Here is a 16755-nt window from a genome sequence, read left to right as displayed (position 1 = left end):
GCGCCGACCGGTCGGATGTCCGGTGACCTGCGTGATCACCCGCTCGCAGCACCGCGAGACCGCGCACGAAGCATGACGAACCACCACACTGGTGTCATGGCCAGCGGACCGAATCGTGTCCTCGCCGCAGTTGTGGGCGTCGTCGTCGTTCTCGCCGCGATCGCCGGGGTGGTGGCGGCACGACGCACGGCTCCGACGCTGGACCCGAACACCCCGCAGGGAGTCGTTCAGGAGTACCTGAGGGCCGTGCTCGCCGGCGACTACCCGGCCGCCACGAAGCTGCTCTCGTCGAGCTCCGGCTGCACGCTCTCGGACGTCTCGTCCGTCACCGTCTCCGGGTCGGCGCGCATCGTGCTCAAGGACGCCGTCGTCGACGGCGACGCGGCAGTCGTGACGGTCGACGTCACCGAGGGCGCCGACAGCGGTCCCTTCGGAGACTCCGGGTACACCCACACCGAGCGCATCACCGCTGAGCGCGACGGTGGGGTCTGGAAGATCAGCGGGTCACCGTGGCTGCTGTACCCCTGCGGTTCCACGAAGGGCTGATCATGATGATCTTCGGGATCCTGTCCGCACTGCTCTCGATCGCCCTCCCGATCGTCCTGGTCGTGTGGGCCGTGCGTCATTTCGGCAACCGGACCGGCGGCCAGCGGAACGACGCCCGCAGCGTCCGGCGGTTCTTCCAGTACCTGCTGCTGTTCGGTCTGCTGATCGTCGCCACCGTGGGCCTCTCGGAGCTCCTCGGACTGCCGTTCCAGGAGGCCGCGCTGGCCGGGGACGACCGCAGCGCCCTGGCCCGGGCGCTGACCTTCTCGTTGTTCGGCATCCCGATGTTCCTGCTGCTCGCCGCGTGGTCGAGGCGACACCTGACGCGGGACCCGGACGAGGTGGACTCCATCGGCTGGGGCTTCTACCTCACGGTCGCACCCCTGACGGCCCTGGTCGTGGCGATGTTCGCGCTGCACGACGTCGTCGCGTCGGTCCTGACGGGCGACACGTTCGACTGGCCGGCGACGGCTCGTTTCGTCGTGTGGGCCGCGGTCTGGCTCGTGCACTGGACCGTGTCGCACCGGATGCTCGACGCCGTCCGCCGGCAGGCCCAGCTCGTGATCGGGTCGCTCATCGGCCTGGGCACGAGCGTGGCGGGTCTCGTCGCGCTGCTGGGTTCCTCCGTCGTCGCCCTCGTCGGGACCGACACGACCAACCTCCTCGTCGAACCGCAGCACCCCATCGCGCAGGCGGCAGCGACGGTCGTCGTCGGCGTGCCGGTCTGGATCGTGTACTGGCTGCGGACCTGGTCCACGGCCGACCGGACGGCGCTGTGGTTCGCCTACGTGCTCCCGGTCGGCGTCGGCGGCTCTCTGGTCCTGGCCGTGGTGGGAGCCAGCATCGCGGTGTACCAGCTGCTCGTGTGGCTCCTCGGCGACCCGTCGTCCACCCAGGCCGTGCAGCACTTCGAGGGCACGCCGACCGCGGTCGCCTGCGTCGTCGTCGGTGTCGTCAGCTGGTGGTACCACCGGGAGGTGCTCGCCGGCGCGGCCCTCGGACGCACCGAGGTCACCCGCGTCTACGAGTACCTGATGGCGGGGATCGCCCTGCTGGCCGCCGCGGTCGGGGTGACCCTCGTGGTCGTCGCGCTCGTCGAGTCGCTGATCCCGGTCGCCGAGGTCGAGCTCGGCACCTCGGTGGTCAACTCGCTGCTGTCCGGCGTGACCCTCCTCCTCGTCGGCGGCCCGCTGTGGTGGGTGTTCTGGAGGCGCATCGAGCGGGTCGCGCACGCGGACGGCCCGGAGGAGCTCGGTTCGCCGACCCGGCGGATCTACCTCTTCGTGCTCTTCGGCCTCGGCGGGATCGCTGCCGTCGTCGCCGTCCTGGTCGCGGCGTTCTTCGGGATCCAGGGCGCGCTGCAGGGCGGCTTCGACGCGCAGGTCGTGCGCGACATGCGCATCCCCGTCGCGATCCTGCTGGCCACGGGCGCGATCTCCGGCTACCACTGGGCCGTCTACCGCGACGACCGCTCGCGGCTCCCTGCACCCGAGGCTCGGCTCGGCGCACGCTACGTGCTGCTCGTCGGCGCCCCCGACCCTGCGCTCGTCGGCGCGGTCGAGCACCGCACGGGCGCCCGGGTCGACCTGTGGACCCGGGCGGACGGCCAGGCCGGGCCGTGGGTGGTCGACGACGTGGTCGCCGCGGTGCAGGCCTCCCCGACCCCCGCGCTCACGGTCGTGGCCGGACCGGCGGGGCTCGAGACGGTCGGGATGCTGCGTCCGTAGCCGCGTGCGGTGCCCGACACGTGGTCGGTGCATCAGGTCCGGTCCCCGGCGTGATGGGGTAGGCGTCTCGGAGCGCGCCACCCGGCGCGGGCCACGGCGCCGGAGGAGGGCCGCGTGACGGACCTGCTGTCCTCGCCGCGTCCCGGAACGGTCGACGAGATCGCGCTCACCGGCCCCGAGCTCACCCGGAGCCGGGCCGAGACGGACGTGCTGCTCGCCGACCACGGCGTCACCTACGGCACCGACGACGCGACCCCGGGCGCCCCGGGCTGGCACCTCGACCCGGTCCCGGTGGTCATCGACGAGCTCGAGTGGACCACGCTCGACGCGGCTCTCGTCGAGCGTGCCCAGGTGCTCGACGAGGTCCTCGTCGACCTGTACGGCCCGCGTCGGCTGCTCACGGACGCGCTGCTGCCCCCGGAGATCGTCCTGGCGCACCCCGGGTTCCTGCGGGCCGTCGACGGGCTGCGGCTGCCCACGGAACGCGAGCTCGTCCTGACGGCCACCGACCTCACGCGGGACGCGTCGGGCGGCTGGGTCGCGATCGCCGACCGCACGCAGGCACCCTCGGGCGCCGGGTACGCGATGGAGGACCGGCGTGTCGTCGCGCGCGTCCGGTCCGGCGTCTACCGCCAGGCGTCCATCCAGCGGCTCGGGCCGTTCTTCCACGCGCTCAAGCTCGCGCTGCAGGACGCCGCCCCCGCGGGCGCCACGAGTCCGCGCGTCGTGCTGCTCACGTCCGGCCCGCACAGCGAGACCGCGTTCGACCAGTCGTACCTCGCCGCGATGCTCGGCCTGCCCATGGTCGAGGGCAGCGACCTGCTGGTGCGCGAGGGTCGCGTGTGGATGCAGGGGCTCGACGCGCTCGAGCCGGTCGACGTGATCCTGCGACGCGTCGACGCCGACTACTGCGACCCGCTCGAGCTGCGGTCCGACTCGCGGCTCGGGGTGCCGGGGCTCGTGCGCGCGCTGCGGGCCGGTGCGGTCAGCGTCGTCAACCCGCTCGGGAGCTCGGTCCTCGAGAACCCGGCACTGCTCGCCCACCTGCCCCGGCTCGCGCGCGTCGTCCTCGGTCGCGACCTCGCGCTGCCGACGCCACCGACGTACTGGTGCGGCGACGACATCGCGCGCACCCACGTCCTGGCTTACCTCGACCGGCTCGTGCTCAAGCCGACCGCGCGCGGTTCCCGGAGCACGACCGTGCGCGGCTGGACGCTCGACCGTGCCGCGCGCGACGCCCTGGCCGCGCGGATCGCCGCGGACCCGAGCAGCTGGGTCGGCCAGGAGCCGGTCGGCGAGCCGTGGGCGACGGACACCGCGGCGGCCGTGCTGCGGACCTTCGCCGTCGCGCACGACGGCTCGTACCGGGTCATGGCGGGCGGTCTGGCGCGGGTCGCCCCCGACCCGTCGCAGCAGCTCGTCTCAGGGGCGCTCGGCGCGGTCGCGAGGGACGTCTGGGTGCTGTCGTCCGAGACGGGCACGCTCCCCGACCCGTGGCTCAACGGTCCGGGCGACGCGGGACCGCAGCGGGCCGTGTCGGGCATCTCGCCGCGCACCGCGGAGAACATGTTCTGGCTGGGCCGGTACGCCGAACGGGCCGGCGACACGGTCCGCCACCTGCGCGCGCTCGTCGACCGGTGGAACGACTACCACCACTCGCCGCGCTCGGTCGGCGGCCGCGCGCTGGGTGCACTCCTCGCAGCGGCCGACGTCGCGACCCCGGCGACCTGGCCCGGGGCGACGACCCGCTCCGCTCCCCTCGACCTGCGCTCGCTGCTGCTCGACCGGTCCGCCCCCCGGTCGGTCGCCCGGTCCGTCCGGTCGCTCATCGACGCCTCGTCGGCCGTGCGTGACCAGCTCTCGGGGGACAGCTGGCTGCCGCTCGCGAGCATGGAGCGTGCGCTGACCGGAGCGCGCACCGAGGCCCCGCCGGCGCCCGACCAGCTCGCGGCGCAGGTGTCGGCCGAGACCGCCGGGCTGCAGCCCGTCCTCGACCGGCTCCTCGAGGCCCTGCTCGCGCTTGCGGGCATCGGCGCCGAGAGCATGGTCCGGGACGCGGGCTGGCGGCTCCTCGATGCCGGCCGACGCCTCGAACGGGCCCAGCACCTCGTGGAGTCCCTCGCCGCGACCCTCACGGACGTGCGACCCGCCGCGGTCGACGCCTTGGTCATCGAGTCGGTCCTCATCACGCACGAGTCCGTCCTGACCTACCGGCGCCGCAACCAAGGGCCGGCGAGCGTCGCCGGCGTCCTCGACCTGCTGCTCGTCGACCCGTCGAACCCTCGCTCGCTCACCTTCCAGCTCGACCGGCTGCGCGACGACCTCGCGGACGTCCCCACGGCGCTGCGGGCCCCTGACCTGCGCGACCGGCTGCTGCAGGACGTCACCGACGTCCTCACCGAGCTCGACCCGGTCGCCGTCGCGGCCCTCGTCACCGACGACGGCCACCGCCGGCACCTCGCCGAGACCCTGGACTCGATGCGGTGGCGGCTGCGTGCCCTGGCCGACGAGATCGCACTGGTCCACTTCGCCCAGCCCGTGCCGAGCCGCACGCTCGACGACACGTGGGGCGTGGAGAGCACGGACGACTCCGACGACACGGACGACACGGACGACGCGGGCGACCCGGACCGGGAGGCGGGTGCATGAGCGAGCCCACCGCCGTCGAGCCGCGGACGTACGCCCTGGTGCACCGCACGACCTACGCGTACGCCCAGCCCGTCACGAGCTCCTACGGCCGCACGGCCCTGACCCCGCGCGAGCTGCCCGACCAGACGTGCCACAGCTCGACCCTCACGGTCCGCCCGGCACCCACCGACACCGACGCGCACATCGACTACTTCGGCAACCGATCGACGTACTTCGCCGTCGAGACCGATCATCGCAAGCTCGTCGTGACGGCGCGGTCGACCATCACCGTCACCCGCCGGCAGGCGGACGTCGCCGACCTTCCGGTCGTCGCGTGGGAGGACGTGGCCCGGGCCGCCCGCACCGGCCGCGCGCCCGCGTCGACGGAGGAGTGGGACGGCGTCGTGCACGACGACGTGCCCGACGAGCCCCTGGCCGGCTCGCCCGACCCCGACCGGCCCGATCGCGAGCTCGACGGCATCGGGCTGGTCGCGCTGCGCGAGGCCACGCTCGCGTCCCGCCACGTGGCGCTCACCGCCGAGGTCCGTGACTGGGCCGCGCCGTCGTTCACCGCGCGCCGCCCCGTCGCCGAGCTGCTCGCCGACCTTGCGCACCGCATCCGCACCGAGCTCACGTACCGCTCCGGGTCGACCACCGTCCACACCACCCAGTCGGAGCTGCTCGCGCAGCGCACCGGGGTCTGCCAGGACTTCGCGCACCTCATGATCGCTGCCCTGCGGGTGCACGGGCTGCCGGCCCGGTACGCGAGCGGCTACCTCGAGACGATGCCGCCGCCGGGTCGCGAGAAGCTGCGCGGCGCCGACGCCTCGCACGCCTGGGTGTCCGCGTGGGTGCCCGGCGCCGGGTGGGTCGAGATCGACCCGACGAACGACAAGTTCATCGACAGCCGGTACGTGATCCTCGGGTGGGGTCGCGACTACTCCGACGTGCCGCCGCTGCGGGGGGTCATCTTCACCGAGGGGCCGGGCGCGAAGCCGTCGGTCTCGGTGGACCTCGTGCCCACGTCGCCGCCGCGCGCCGCCCGCGAGCCTTCACCGTCAGCAGGGCCGGAATCCTCCCCGGGCAACCACGCCTCGCCCGACATCGAAGCCTCCCCGGACAACAGCGAGGGCCCCTCGAAGTAAGCGTCCGAGGGGCCCTGCTGGACCGCGGGTTCCCGTCGGCGAACCGACGGCTTTCACTGCCGATGACTCGGCGGCTCCGCCGCGACGATGATCCTCCGGTTGCCCGGTCTCTCGGTGTCGCAACGTCCTGCGGTCGGTCTCCCGGTCCCTGCGAGCCTTCTGCGTCGTCATCCGCAGCTCCCCGGGTTTCCCCGCGAAGACGGTCCGCCGTTCTCCGTTCGACCCCGGCCTCACGGTCTCCGTGGTCCTCGGCCGGTGTCCCCCTTGCGGGAGTCCTGTCCGCTGGATCTCGGTCCTTCGAGGTCGTTGGCTCAGGTCTAGTCCTGCCGCACCGGGCCCGCAAGTGCTCCTGCGATCTTTCTTTGTCCACCGGTCGGTGCACACGTCTGTCCACAGGTTGGCCTGCATGAACACGCTGTCGTCACAGGCCTGTGGACAACATCTGTGGACGACACGCAGGACGCGCCACGCCGGTGCCTCTCGAGGCGTCGCCGCTCGTCTGCCGACAGGATCGACACCCGACGTTTCCCTGTCCGCCGCGCGTCGCTCACCGGGGCTCGACACAGCCTCACGTACCCTGGAACCCAGCGAAGGCCCCTCGGAGTAAGCGTCGAGGGGCCTTGCTGCGTCTCAGGGCCTGGTCGAGGCCACATTCGCGGGGCGCCCCGCGGGGACCATACCCAGGACCAGCAGCCCGTGTCCTGGGACCTGTGGACGCATCTGTGGACAGGGGCTGTGGACAAGGGCCCCTCGAAGTCGTGCTAAGGGGTCAGGCGCCCACGTCGTGCAGGTGGTGGATCACGTCGTGCAGGAAGTACTGGCCGAGCGTGCGGACGGTGAAGACCGACCCGTTGGACCGTCGTCCGGACCTGTCCCACGCCTCGCCCGTCACGCCGTCGAACTCGTCGGCCAGCGCGTCGGCGGCGTCGACGAGCTCGGTCGCCACGACGGCCGGGGACTGCAGGTCGTAGCGGTCGGCCAGGGCTGCTGCGTCCTGGTCCCAGTTCTCGAACAGGGGGTCGTCGTGCTCGAGCATGGCCACGAGCCTCCGCCCGAACACGAGGTGCACGTCCCGGACGTGCGCTCCGTACTCGAGCACCGACCAGACCGAGGGCTCCGGCCGCTGTCGGGCGTCGCTGCGGCTCAGGGCGCCGACCCACCGCGGCGCGAGCGTGCGGACGGTCGCGCCGATGTCCGTCGGCTCGACGTCAGGCGCGGCGAACCCGCACTCGGGGCACCGCTGGTCCAGGACCCACGTCCAGTCCTTGGTGTCCGGCTCGATCTCGGGCGGGGCGTCCTGCGGTTCCGACGTCATGCCCACCACGCTATCGACCAGGCCCGTCGCTGGACACCCCGGCGGGGTCAGCGCGACCCGCGCGGACCCGGCTTGCCGCGCCGGGCCGCCGGCTTCGCGCGACCGCCGGAGGCCCCCCGCGGGCTGCGCGCACGCTCGTCGCCCGGGACCCGCGGCGTCGGCTTGCGCCGGTCGCCGCTCTTGACACCGCCGGCCTTCGAACCCGCGGCGCCCTTCGCACCGCCCTTCGCGCCTGCGGTCCCCTGGGCGACCTCGGGCTCCGGCGGCCGCGGCACCCGACCGCGTGAGCTGCGGGCCGTCCGCCCCCGGACGATGCCGACGAGCTCCTCGACGAGGTCGGTCGTCCGCTCCTCGACCCACGCGAGGGCGACCTGCGACCCCGGACCGTCCGTGAGCGGCCGGTACGTCACGTCGCGGCGGTGGTGCAGCCGCGCGAGGGACTGCGGGACGACGAGCACGCCGATGCCGGCCGCGACCAGCTCGACGGCGTCCCCGGTCGTGGCGGGCCGCTCGGCCGCGGGCTTCCCCGGCAGCCGGTCCCAGCCGAGCAGGTCGTCGAGCGGGTGCAGCACGATCTCGTCGGCCAGGTCGGCGACGGCGACGTCGGCGAAGGCCGTGATCTCGTGGTCCGCCGGCACGACGACGACCGGTACCTCGGTGTATAGCGGGATGATGGAGAGCTCCGCGCGGTCGACCGGCAGCCGCACGAGCCCCGCGTCGGCGGCTCCGGAGCGCAGGATGTCACCGCCGTCGAGCGCGGTCACGTGGACCAGCTCGAGGGCGACGTCGGGCAGGCGCTCGCGCCACGTCCCGACCCACTTGCCCGGTGTCACCCCGGGAACGATGGCGAGCCGGAAGACCTGGGGGGCGGGGACGACGGGCTCTGGCACACGGTCACGCTACCGGGACCGGTGCACGGCGGCCTGCGGCGGTCGATACCCTGGGACCATGAGCGCCAAGAAGAGCACCCAGTCGATGAAGCCCGCCACGGCGGCCAAGAAGCTGGGTGTGTACCTGCCGGCGACCCCCGCGGAGTTCCAGGAGCAGGACCACACGACCGACGAGGTCGACGCCCTCCAGGAGAACCCGCCCGAGTGGCTTGTCGAGCTGCGCCAGAACGGGCCGCACCCGCGCCCGGTCATCGCGACCCGGCTCGGGGTGTCGATCGCCGGTCTCGCGCGCGGCGGCGTGACCGACGCGCTGACGACCGAGCAGATCAACGACCTGCGGGACGAACGGCCGAACTGGCTCGTGCGCGAGCGCGAGATCCAGGAGCAGGTCCGCAAGGAAGAGGAGCGGGTCGCCGCTCGCGACGCGCAGCGGGCTGCGAAGCCCCAGCGCTGACAGGCCTCTAGCCCACAGGTCCCAGCGTGACCGTGCCGTCGGGTGCGACGACGAGTCCCGGGTTGTGCGCGACCTCCCACCGGTACCCGTCGGGGTCCGCGAAGTAGCCGCTGAACCCGCCCCACTCGCGGACCTGCCCGGGCTGCACGAGCGTCCCGCCCGCTGCGACGGCCTCGTCGAGGACCCGCGTCACCGCAGCGGGGTCGGACACGTTGTGGGCGAGCGTGATCGACGCCGTCGCGGGGTCGCCGACCGTCCCGACCTCCGCGCGCATGGCCTCCAGGTCCCACAGCGAGAGCACCAGGCCGGGCTCGACCTGGACCATCACGATGTCGTCGGCCACGAGCACAGCGGGCCAGCCGAGCGCATCGACGTAGAACCGTCGCGAGCGCGCGACGTCGCGCACGCCCAGGGTCAGCAGGGTCAGCCGGGGTTCCACGTGCGTCTCCTCCGTCGGGTGGGCCCACGGTAGGACGGTGCCGCTGCGCTGCCTAGGGAGGGCCGGTCGGCGGACAGGGGAAGTGACAGATCGTGCGAGGATGTCAGCATGCCCAAGATCATCGGCGGGTCGCTGCACGAGCACCGCGAGCAGACCCGGCGGCGACTCTTCGCGGCGCTGTCCGCGCTCATGACGGACCGCGGCTTCGACGTCATCACGCTCGCGGACGTCGCTGCGGCCGCGGGGATCGGCCGGACAGCCGTGTACAACCACTTCCCTGACAAGGAGTCGCTCCTCGTCGGGCTCATCACCGACGAGACCGAGCGGTACGTCGAGACGCTCGAGCGTTCGCTCGCGGACGTCGAGGACCCCACCGAGCAGCTCAGCGCGTACGTGCGCGCCCAGGCCAGGCTGAAGCGGGTCTACCACCTCGCCCCCGGGCCGGACCTGCGCGCGCTCCTGTCGCCCGCGACGCAGCAACGGGTGCGCGCGCACGTCGTCCTCGTCGAGCGGGTCCTGCGGCGCATCCTCACTGAGGGGATCGCGTCGGGCGCGTTCCCCGAGCAGGACGTCGACACCACCGTCCCGCTCGTGAACGCGTGCCTGTCGAGCCGCCGCGTGCCCGACGGCGGCCCCGCACGCGACGCGGCCGTCGAGGCCACCGTCACGTTCGTCCTGCGGGCCGTCGGCGCACGCGTCCCCGTCGGCGTCTGACCGCGGTGACGCCTCCTCACGCATCCCAGCGCCCCTCGGCGCGCGGCCCTGCCCGGTCGACGGGTCGTGCCCCGTTGCGCGGACCCGCGCGCGCGGCCTACCGGCCCGTCACGCAGCGGCTCGAGGTGACCTTCCTGCCGGGCCTCGGCGAGATCGTCGCCGAGGAGATCACCGAGCGCCTCGCGCCGCCGCGCCCGCCCCGCCCGGTGCCGGGTCGCGAGGACGCGCTGCTCGTCGACCACGTCGGTCGGCTCGAGCGTGCCCTGTCCCTGCGCACCGCGGTCGCCGTGTTCCTCGTGCTGACGTTCGACGTGCCGCGACCCAAGTCGCTGACGAGCGGCGAGCACCTGCCGCGCATCGCCGACGCGATGGCGACCTCCGTGCGGCTCGGGGCGGCGCGCACGTTCCGGTTCGAGGCGGCCGGCCACGACTCGACGGTGTTCCAGCGGCTCGCCGCGGAGCTCGCCCGCGCCACGGGCCTGGTGCACGACGACGCGGAGGGCGAGGTCGTCGTCCGCTTCCGCCGCACCCCACGGAACGACCAGCCCGGTGCGACGCGTGCGCCGGCGGACGTGGCCGGCTGGGACGTGCTCGTGCGGCTCGGCGGACGGCCGCTGTCCGCGCGCCCGTGGCGGGTCGCAGACTTCCCGGGCGCGGTCAACGCGACCATCGCGGCCGCGATCGTCCGGATCGTGGGGGCCCAGGCGGACGACCGTGTCGCCAACCTCATGTGCGGGTCGGGGACCCTGCTCGTCGAGCGCCTGCTCGCGGGACCCGCCGCGGCCGCGGTGGGCGTCGACATCGACCCCGCCGCGATCGGCGCGACCCAGGAGAACCTCGCGGCGGCGGGACTTGCCGACCGGGCCCAGGTGGTCCGCGCGGACGTGACAGCGGCGGGTGGCTCCTGGCGCGACGCCGGCCCGTTCGACCTCGTGCTCGCCGACCCGCCCTGGGGCGCGCTGCACGGCTCGCACGTCACGAACCCCGCCCTGCACTCCGACCTGCTCCGGGTGGCGCACGAGGTCAGCGCCCCGGGCGCCCACCTCGTCGTGCTCACGCACGAGATCAAGGTCATGGAGCGGTGCATCCGCGAGGCCGACGCGCACTGGCGGGTCCGCGCCGAGCTGCGCGTGTTCGCCAAGGGGCACCACCCGCGGATCTACGTCCTCGAGCACGTCTGACCTCGCGTGCGCGCACGTCCGGGCGACGTGCGCCCCTGATCAGGTGATGACGGCTCACGTGACCCCCGCCGTGCAGCATGATGACTGCGTGGAACGTGCCAGCGAGGCAGCCCGAGGGCGACGGTCGGCGACCCCTGCCATGACCGGCGTGCGTGGGCTCGCGCTCGCGGCGCACCGGCTCGACCGCGCGGAGAAGATCAGTGAGCTCGTCGACGCCGCCGCGGCGCTCGCGCACGAGCTGCTCGGCGCCCAGTCGGTCTCCGTGTCCCGCATCGAGCAGGACACGTGCCGCACCCTGTCCGTGTACCCGCCGCCCGCCGAGCCCGTCACGGTCAGCAGCGCCACCGGCTCGACCCGGGTCACCGTCCGCTCCGCCGACCGGCCCGCGCTGCGCACCCTCATCCGGGAGCACAGCAGCTGGGTCGCGCACGCGCCGGACGAGTCGGGGGTCGACTGGGGCGACGCGGTCGAGTGCGAGGCGCTCCGGGCGTCCGGTCAGGTCACCGGGCTCGGCTCCCCCATCATCGTCAACGGCCACGTGTGGGGCCAGATCCTCGCGACGCGCGACGTCGGGCAGCCGCTGTTCGAGGTCGACGACGTCGCCACCGCCGAGGTGGTCTCGGCGCTGACCGCCGGGGCCCTGGCCCGCGTCGACCTGGACGAGCAGGTGCGGCACCTCGTCGCCGACGACCCTCTGACCGGTCTCGGCAACCGCCGCGTCGCCGACCACGCCGCCGAGATCGCCCTCATGTCCGACCTCGAGATGTGCGTCGTCATGTGCGACGTCGACGGCCTCAAGCGCGTCAACGACGAGTTCGGCCACGACGCGGGCGACGACCTCCTGCGCTCCGTCGCGGACGTGCTGCGGCGCGCCCAGGACCAGCTGCCCGGGACGACGGTGGCCCGGCTCGGCGGCGACGAGTTCTGCCTCGTGACCATCGGGCTCCCGCGCGACGAGGTCAAGCGGACCCTCGCCCGGACCATCCGCAAGTACCCCCTCGTGAACGGCGCCGCGATCTCCTGGGGCGTCGCGTCGACCGCCGACGGCCGCCCTGAGCACGCGCGCACGCTGTTCCGTCGCGCGGACGCCGCGCAGTACCAGGCCAAGCGTCGTCGGGCCCGGGCGGTCCGTGCCGAGGCGTCGAGCGCGTCGGCCGCGGCCGTGACCGTCGACAAGGTCATCGCCGCGGGGGTCGGCGCGATCCTCAACGCGCAGTCGGGCCTCGTGCCGCGGCTGTGCGCGCTCGCAGCGTCCGCGACGGGCGCGATGGGCGGCGCGTCGTGGTCGGTGCTGCGCGACGCGGAGGACGGCGGCGTGGTGGCGGTCGCCCGCGGCGGGATGCCCTCCGACGACCCCGGTCAGGTGCGCACGCTGGCCGTCGCGAGCGACCCGTGGGTCGTCGAGGTCGAGACGACGGCACCCGAGGAGAGCTCGGCGCCGTTCGCCGAGGCGCTGCTGCTCCTGCTCGACCTGGCGGTCCAGGGCGCGAGCTGACGCCTCAGCCGTGCAGCGGCAGCGTGAGCTCGGACGCCGCACCCGCGACGACCCGGACCGGCACACCCCAGTCCTGCGCGTTGAGGTGGCAGGCGGGGTACTCGACGGACGGGTCGGCGTCGCAGCTCGCGGCGTGCGCAGTCACGTGCAGCACCCCCTCGGTCACGGCGGGGTCGAGGCGCAGCACCCGGGTCAGCGCGACGTCGTCGCCCGCGCCGTCGAGCAGCAGCCCGGGCGGCGTCGCCGACACCTGCAGGCGCGTCGAGGGACCGTACCGGTCGTCGTACTTCTGCCCGACGGCGGGCGTGAACACCACGTCGAGCCGCACCTCGCCCGGCGCCAGGTCGGTCACAGGTCGCTGCGTGCGGTGCGCGCCCGAGTCGAGGAGCTCGCCCGCGAGCGCCGCGGGCAGCCCGATGCGCGTCAGCCGGTGCGCGCCGGACTCGACGACGACGAGCCGGATGGCGTCGCCGGCGACCTCCACGACGACCCCGCTCGGCTCGGCGAGACCGGTCGCGAGCGTCGTCACCTCGCCCACGCTGCCCTCGGGGGCGTCCGGGGCCGGGGACGCGTAGCGGCGGATCGCGCCGTTGTACGTGTCGGCGACCGCGATCGAGCCGTCGGGCAGCACTGCGACGCCGAGGGGGTGCTGGAGGAGGGCCTGGTCCGCAGGGCCGTCGCGGTGGCCGAAGTCGAACAGCCCGGCCCCGACGGCCGTGCCGACGGTGGCGGACGCCCCGGCGGTCGCCGTCGCCGGTGCCGCTGGTCCGCCGCCGTCGAGGAACCGCAGCGCGGACACCTCCGAGTCGGCCAGCCACAGCCGCCCGGCCGTGTCGACTGCGAGCCCTGAGGTCTGGGCGAACCAGGCATCGGCGGCCGGGCCGTCGACCAGCCCCTCGTTCATCGTGCCGGCGAGCCGCGTGATCCGGCCGAGCACCGGGTCGAACGCCCACAGCGTGTGGTTGCCGGCCATGGCGATGACGAACGCGCCCACGACGGGCGACCAGACGACGTCCCACGGGGACGAGAGCCGGACGTCGAGAGCGGGCCCGTCGTACCCGACGCCCGAGCGGTCGGTGCCCGAGTCGTCACCGGGCCGCGCCACGACGTTGTCCGCGCCGCCGACCATGTACTGCTCGCCCGTCCCAGCCACCGTCGTGACCGTGCCGTCCGCGAGCCGCACGCCGCGCAGCGCGTGGTTGACCGTGTCGGCGACGAGCACGTCGTAGCCGACCTCCGCCCGCAGCTCGTCGGGCACGAGGCACAGTCCGTTGGGCTCGCTGAACCGCGCGTCGTCGGGCCCGCCGTCAGCCGGTCCGCGCATCCCGGAGCCGATCCGCCGCACGAGGGTCTCGCCGTCGGGCGCGAGCTCGGCGAGGCTGTGGTGCCCGGCGTCGGCCACGAGGAAGGTGCCGCCCGCGAGCGCGATCGCCTTCGCGGGGAAGCGCAACGTGCCCGACGTCGGCTCGGGCGGCACGTACGGGCCGTCGCCGCGGTGCAGCGTCCCAGCGGCCTCGTGCGCGCGCACGAGCTCCGCGACCAGGACCTCGAGGTTGTGCAGGTGACCCTCGCCCGCCATGTGAGCGACGACGTACCCCTCGGGGTCGATCACGACGAGCGTCGGCCAGGCCCGCGCCGTGTACGCCGACCAGGTCGTCAGGTCCGGGTCGTCGAGGACGGGATGGCGCACCTCGTAGCGGTCGACCGCGGCCGCGAGCGCGACCGGGTCCGCCTCGTGCAGGAACTTCGGGGAGTGCACCCCGACGATGACCAGCACGTCGCGGTACTGCTCCTCGAGCGTGCGCAGCTCGTCGAGGACGTGCAGGCAGTTGATGCAGCAGAAGGTCCAGAAGTCCAGCACGACGACCTTGCCGCGCAGGTCCGCCAGCGTGACGTCGCGGCCGCCGGTGTTGAGCCAGCCGCGTCCGACGAGCTCGGAGGCACGGACGCGGGGCAGGCGCAGGGCACGTTCGGTCACGGGCACAGTCAACACGACAGAAGCCGGGGCTTCGACGGCGTGCGACTGCCGCACCACCCCGGCTAGGACGTACCACCACCGATCGAGGTCGGGGCCGTGTGCCCTAGATTGAGGCCCGTGGACCTGGAGTCGCTCGTCGATCAGCAGAGGCAGAAGACCGCCGAGACGTGGTCCGTGCTTCTCGACCACGGGCTCCGAGAGGGATCACCCCTCGACGTCGAGACCTTCTTCTTCGCCGACGACGAAGCTGCCGCCGTCTCGCTCGTCGAGGCACTCGCGGCCGAGGGGACGACCGCCACGACGGAGTCGTTCCAGGCCAAGGCCGGGCTCTTCCGGAAGAAGACGGTGTGGGCCGTGCAGGCCGACTCGGCCCTCCCTGTCGCCTCTCTCGCGGTGCTGGCTGATCTGACGGAGGCCATGGTCCGGCAGGCCGCCCGCGCCGGAGCCGTCTACGACGGTTGGGGCGCCCAGATCCCTGAGTCGTAGGGCGAACGAGCTCCGCCCCGACTCCTCGGGTCGCACCCGAACTGCGCGGGCCCGTCAGTCCGTCGCTGCGAGCCCGGCGAAGGCCCGCAGCCGGGCCGCCGTTCGGGCATCGGTCATGGGCGCGCCGTGGCCGCCGGCGAGCACGGTGGGCGCGAGGCCTGCGAGCGTGCGGATCGACTCCCGGGCGGCGCGTTGGCTCCACGTCGTGTACCAGGGCGGCCCCGAGAGGCCCGGCTGCTGCAGCAGCAGCCCCGGCACGGTGTTGACCTTGAGGGTCATGACGGCGTCACCGCTGATCAGGACCCGGTCAGCGGGTCGGAAGTAGGAGACGTGCCCGGGCGTGTGACCCGGCGTCGGGATGCACTCCCAGCCCGGCAGGCCGGGGACCTCGGCGCCGGGTTCGAACGTGCGGGCGACCTCGCCGAGGCTCGACCGGGCGAGCACCGCCTCGCGTCGGCGCGTGCCCATCGCCCGCATCAGCGGTAGCACCACGAGCCGATCGAGCGGCCCCGCGAACGCTCGCATGCCGGCGAAGTCACCGGTCGCGAACGGCAGCTCGGCCGGATGCATCCAGACGGCACAGCCCCAGGCGCGTGCCAGCTCGCGGGCAGCACCGGCGTGGTCCGGGTGGCAGTGGGTCAGCAGGATCGCGGACGGCCTCGTGCCGGGGCCGAGCAGCAACTCGGCGGCCCGCTCGATCCGAGGGCCGTCCTGCGCCCAGCCGGCGTCGATCAGCACCCACGACGAGCCGGACCGCACGAGGTAGACGTCGTTCTGCACGCGTCCCCACGGCCCGAGGCAGTGCACGTCCGGGGCGATCTCCCGCGCGACGACGCCGGCGGTCTCGTGGCGCGACCCGCTCATCGGGGCCGCCTGTCCGTGCGCGCTGCCACGTGCGCCCCCTCGCTGTTGTCGGTCCGCGTCACAGTCCTAGCGCCCGCCGCGACACGCGTCCAGCCCCGCCGAGCGACCCCGCCGAGCAGCCCCGCCAAAGGCCGGCGAGGCTCGTGTCGGAGGGTCGGTGCAGTCTCGGTACATGGCGAACTTCGGGAACCCTCATGTCGTGCTCGTCCCCGGCTTCTGGCTCGGCGCCTGGGCCTGGGACGACGTCGTCGGGCCCCTGCGCGACGCGGGGCTCGAACCCCACGCCGTGACGCTGCCAGGGCTGGAGTCGGTGGAGGCCGACCGGTCGGCCGTCACGCGCGAGGACCACGTGGGCAGCGTCGTCCGGCTCGTCGAGTCGCTCCCGCCCGGGGTGCTGCTCGTGGGGCACAGCGGTGGCGGTGCGCTCGTCGGCGAGGTCGTCGACCGGGTGCCCGAGCGCGTGCGCCGCGCGGTCTACGTCGACAGCGGCCCACTCGCGGACGGCGCGGCCATCTCCCCCGACCTACCGTCGGATGCCGTGGAGATACCGCTGCCGTCGTGGGCGTCCCTCGAGGCTGTCGGGACGAGCGCCGAGGGGCTGGACGACGCCATGCGAGCCGCATTCCGGGCGCGTGACGTGCCGCACCCCGCGGGCCCGGCGCGCGAGCCCGTGCGGGTCAGCGACCCACGGCGCCTCGCCGTGCCGGTCACGGTGATCTGCTCGAGCCTGCCGTCCGAGGTGCTGCGCACCCTCGCGCACTCCGGCCCGCCGCTCCACACCGAGCTGGGCGACCTCGATGTCACCTACGTCGACGTGCCGACCGGCCACTGGCCGATGCTGTCACGACCCGCGGAGCTCGCCGCCGCGATCATCGCGTCGGCGAGCTCCTGAG

The 16755-nt window shown here is 74.0% G+C and carries 15 protein-coding genes; 10 read left to right on the top strand and 5 right to left on the bottom strand.

Features of this window, described 5'->3' with window-relative positions; translation table 11 throughout:
- The first annotated feature begins 96 nt into the window (after positions 1–96).
- The 4 genes from DDP54_RS08570 (at position 97) to DDP54_RS08555 (ending at position 6046) form a co-directional block, all read left to right on the top strand.
- On the top strand, positions 97–546 hold the full coding sequence (locus tag DDP54_RS08570; protein ID WP_146192399.1) for a hypothetical protein: 450 nt from the start codon (positions 97–99) through the stop codon (positions 544–546).
- The gene (locus DDP54_RS08565; protein ID WP_146192398.1) at positions 510–2273 is read left to right on the top strand and encodes a DUF5671 domain-containing protein; all 1764 of its coding nucleotides are present in this window, start codon (positions 510–512) and stop codon (positions 2271–2273) included. Before DDP54_RS08570 ends, DDP54_RS08565 begins: the two co-directional genes overlap by 37 nt.
- A gap of 114 nt (positions 2274–2387) precedes the next feature.
- On the top strand, positions 2388–4922 hold the full coding sequence (locus tag DDP54_RS08560; RefSeq protein ID WP_109131385.1) for a circularly permuted type 2 ATP-grasp protein: 2535 nt from the start codon (positions 2388–2390) through the stop codon (positions 4920–4922).
- The gene (locus tag DDP54_RS08555; protein WP_109131384.1) at positions 4919–6046 is read left to right on the top strand and encodes a transglutaminase family protein; all 1128 of its coding nucleotides are present in this window, start codon (positions 4919–4921) and stop codon (positions 6044–6046) included. The genes DDP54_RS08560 and DDP54_RS08555 overlap by 4 nt, the downstream gene beginning before the upstream one ends.
- A 769-nt stretch (positions 6047–6815) precedes the next feature.
- On the opposite strand, the gene DDP54_RS08550 is transcribed toward DDP54_RS08555, so the two are convergent.
- Positions 6816–7361, bottom strand: coding sequence for a DinB family protein (locus tag DDP54_RS08550; RefSeq protein ID WP_109132456.1), 546 nt, complete (start codon positions 7359–7361; stop codon positions 6816–6818).
- A gap of 47 nt (positions 7362–7408) precedes the next feature.
- Positions 7409–8251, bottom strand: a complete 843-nt coding sequence (locus tag DDP54_RS08545) for a LysR family substrate-binding domain-containing protein (RefSeq protein ID WP_197711349.1) — start codon at positions 8249–8251, stop codon at positions 7409–7411.
- A gap of 58 nt (positions 8252–8309) precedes the next feature.
- Between DDP54_RS08545 and DDP54_RS08540 the strand changes: the two genes are divergently transcribed.
- Positions 8310–8705 carry a DUF5997 family protein gene (locus tag DDP54_RS08540; protein WP_109131382.1) on the top strand — a complete coding sequence of 132 codons (396 nt, stop codon included), beginning with the start codon at positions 8310–8312 and terminating at the stop codon, positions 8703–8705.
- A 7-nt stretch (positions 8706–8712) separates the two neighbouring features.
- On the opposite strand, the gene DDP54_RS08535 is transcribed toward DDP54_RS08540, so the two are convergent.
- Complete coding sequence (locus DDP54_RS08535; RefSeq protein ID WP_109131381.1) at positions 8713–9144, bottom strand: VOC family protein; 432 nt, start codon at positions 9142–9144, stop codon at positions 8713–8715.
- A 108-nt stretch (positions 9145–9252) separates the two neighbouring features.
- Between DDP54_RS08535 and DDP54_RS08530 the strand changes: the two genes are divergently transcribed.
- From DDP54_RS08530 to DDP54_RS08520, 3 genes are all read left to right on the top strand, one after another.
- Positions 9253–9858, top strand: coding sequence for a TetR/AcrR family transcriptional regulator (locus tag DDP54_RS08530; RefSeq protein WP_109131380.1), 606 nt, complete (start codon positions 9253–9255; stop codon positions 9856–9858).
- A gap of 74 nt (positions 9859–9932) precedes the next feature.
- On the top strand, positions 9933–11039 hold the full coding sequence (locus DDP54_RS08525) for a methyltransferase (protein ID WP_242448303.1): 1107 nt from the start codon (positions 9933–9935) through the stop codon (positions 11037–11039).
- An 88-nt stretch (positions 11040–11127) separates the two neighbouring features.
- On the top strand, positions 11128–12534 hold the full coding sequence (locus tag DDP54_RS08520) for a sensor domain-containing diguanylate cyclase (RefSeq protein WP_158274490.1): 1407 nt from the start codon (positions 11128–11130) through the stop codon (positions 12532–12534).
- 4 nt (positions 12535–12538) lie between these two features.
- Here the strand turns inward: DDP54_RS08520 and DDP54_RS08515 are convergent, their stop codons facing one another.
- A complete protein-coding gene (locus DDP54_RS08515) occupies positions 12539–14512 on the bottom strand; it encodes an NHL domain-containing thioredoxin family protein (protein ID WP_109131378.1) in 1974 nt (657 codons plus the stop codon).
- A 117-nt stretch (positions 14513–14629) separates the two neighbouring features.
- On the opposite strand from DDP54_RS08515, the gene DDP54_RS08510 reads away from it, so the two are divergent.
- Positions 14630–14998: a ribonuclease E inhibitor RraB gene (locus tag DDP54_RS08510; RefSeq protein WP_158274489.1), complete on the top strand. Its 369-nt coding sequence runs from the start codon at positions 14630–14632 to the stop codon at positions 14996–14998.
- Positions 14999–15052: 54 nt separating this feature from the next.
- Here DDP54_RS08510 and DDP54_RS08505 read toward each other — a convergent pair whose 3' ends face one another.
- Positions 15053–15862, bottom strand: coding sequence for an MBL fold metallo-hydrolase (locus DDP54_RS08505; protein ID WP_109131376.1), 810 nt, complete (start codon positions 15860–15862; stop codon positions 15053–15055).
- Positions 15863–16034: 172 nt separating this feature from the next.
- Between DDP54_RS08505 and DDP54_RS08500 the strand changes: the two genes are divergently transcribed.
- Positions 16035–16754, top strand: coding sequence for an alpha/beta hydrolase (locus DDP54_RS08500; protein WP_109131375.1), 720 nt, complete (start codon positions 16035–16037; stop codon positions 16752–16754).
- The last annotated feature ends 1 nt before the right edge of the window (position 16755 follow it).

The organism is Cellulomonas sp. WB94 (assembly GCF_003115775.1).
Classification (GTDB): domain Bacteria; phylum Actinomycetota; class Actinomycetes; order Actinomycetales; family Cellulomonadaceae; genus Cellulomonas_A.
Note: the sequence above shows the minus strand (reverse complement) of the source record. Positions and strands in the feature narration are given on the sequence as shown.

Excerpts from the sequence above, each read along its gene's own strand:
- DDP54_RS08555 (WP_109131384.1), top strand. The coding sequence starts at position 4,919 with ATGAGCGAGCCCACCGCCGTCGAGCCGCGGACGTACGCCCTGGTGCAC.
- DDP54_RS08500 (WP_109131375.1), top strand. The coding sequence starts at position 16,035 with ATGGCGAACTTCGGGAACCCTCATGTCGTGCTCGTCCCCGGCTTCTGG.
- DDP54_RS08540 (WP_109131382.1), top strand. The coding sequence starts at position 8,310 with ATGAGCGCCAAGAAGAGCACCCAGTCGATGAAGCCCGCCACGGCGGCC.
- DDP54_RS08530 (WP_109131380.1), top strand. The coding sequence starts at position 9,253 with ATGCCCAAGATCATCGGCGGGTCGCTGCACGAGCACCGCGAGCAGACC.
- DDP54_RS08570 (WP_146192399.1), top strand. The coding sequence starts at position 97 with ATGGCCAGCGGACCGAATCGTGTCCTCGCCGCAGTTGTGGGCGTCGTC.
- DDP54_RS08550 (WP_109132456.1), bottom strand. The coding sequence starts at position 7,361 with ATGACGTCGGAACCGCAGGACGCCCCGCCCGAGATCGAGCCGGACACC.
- DDP54_RS08505 (WP_109131376.1), bottom strand. The coding sequence starts at position 15,862 with ATGAGCGGGTCGCGCCACGAGACCGCCGGCGTCGTCGCGCGGGAGATC.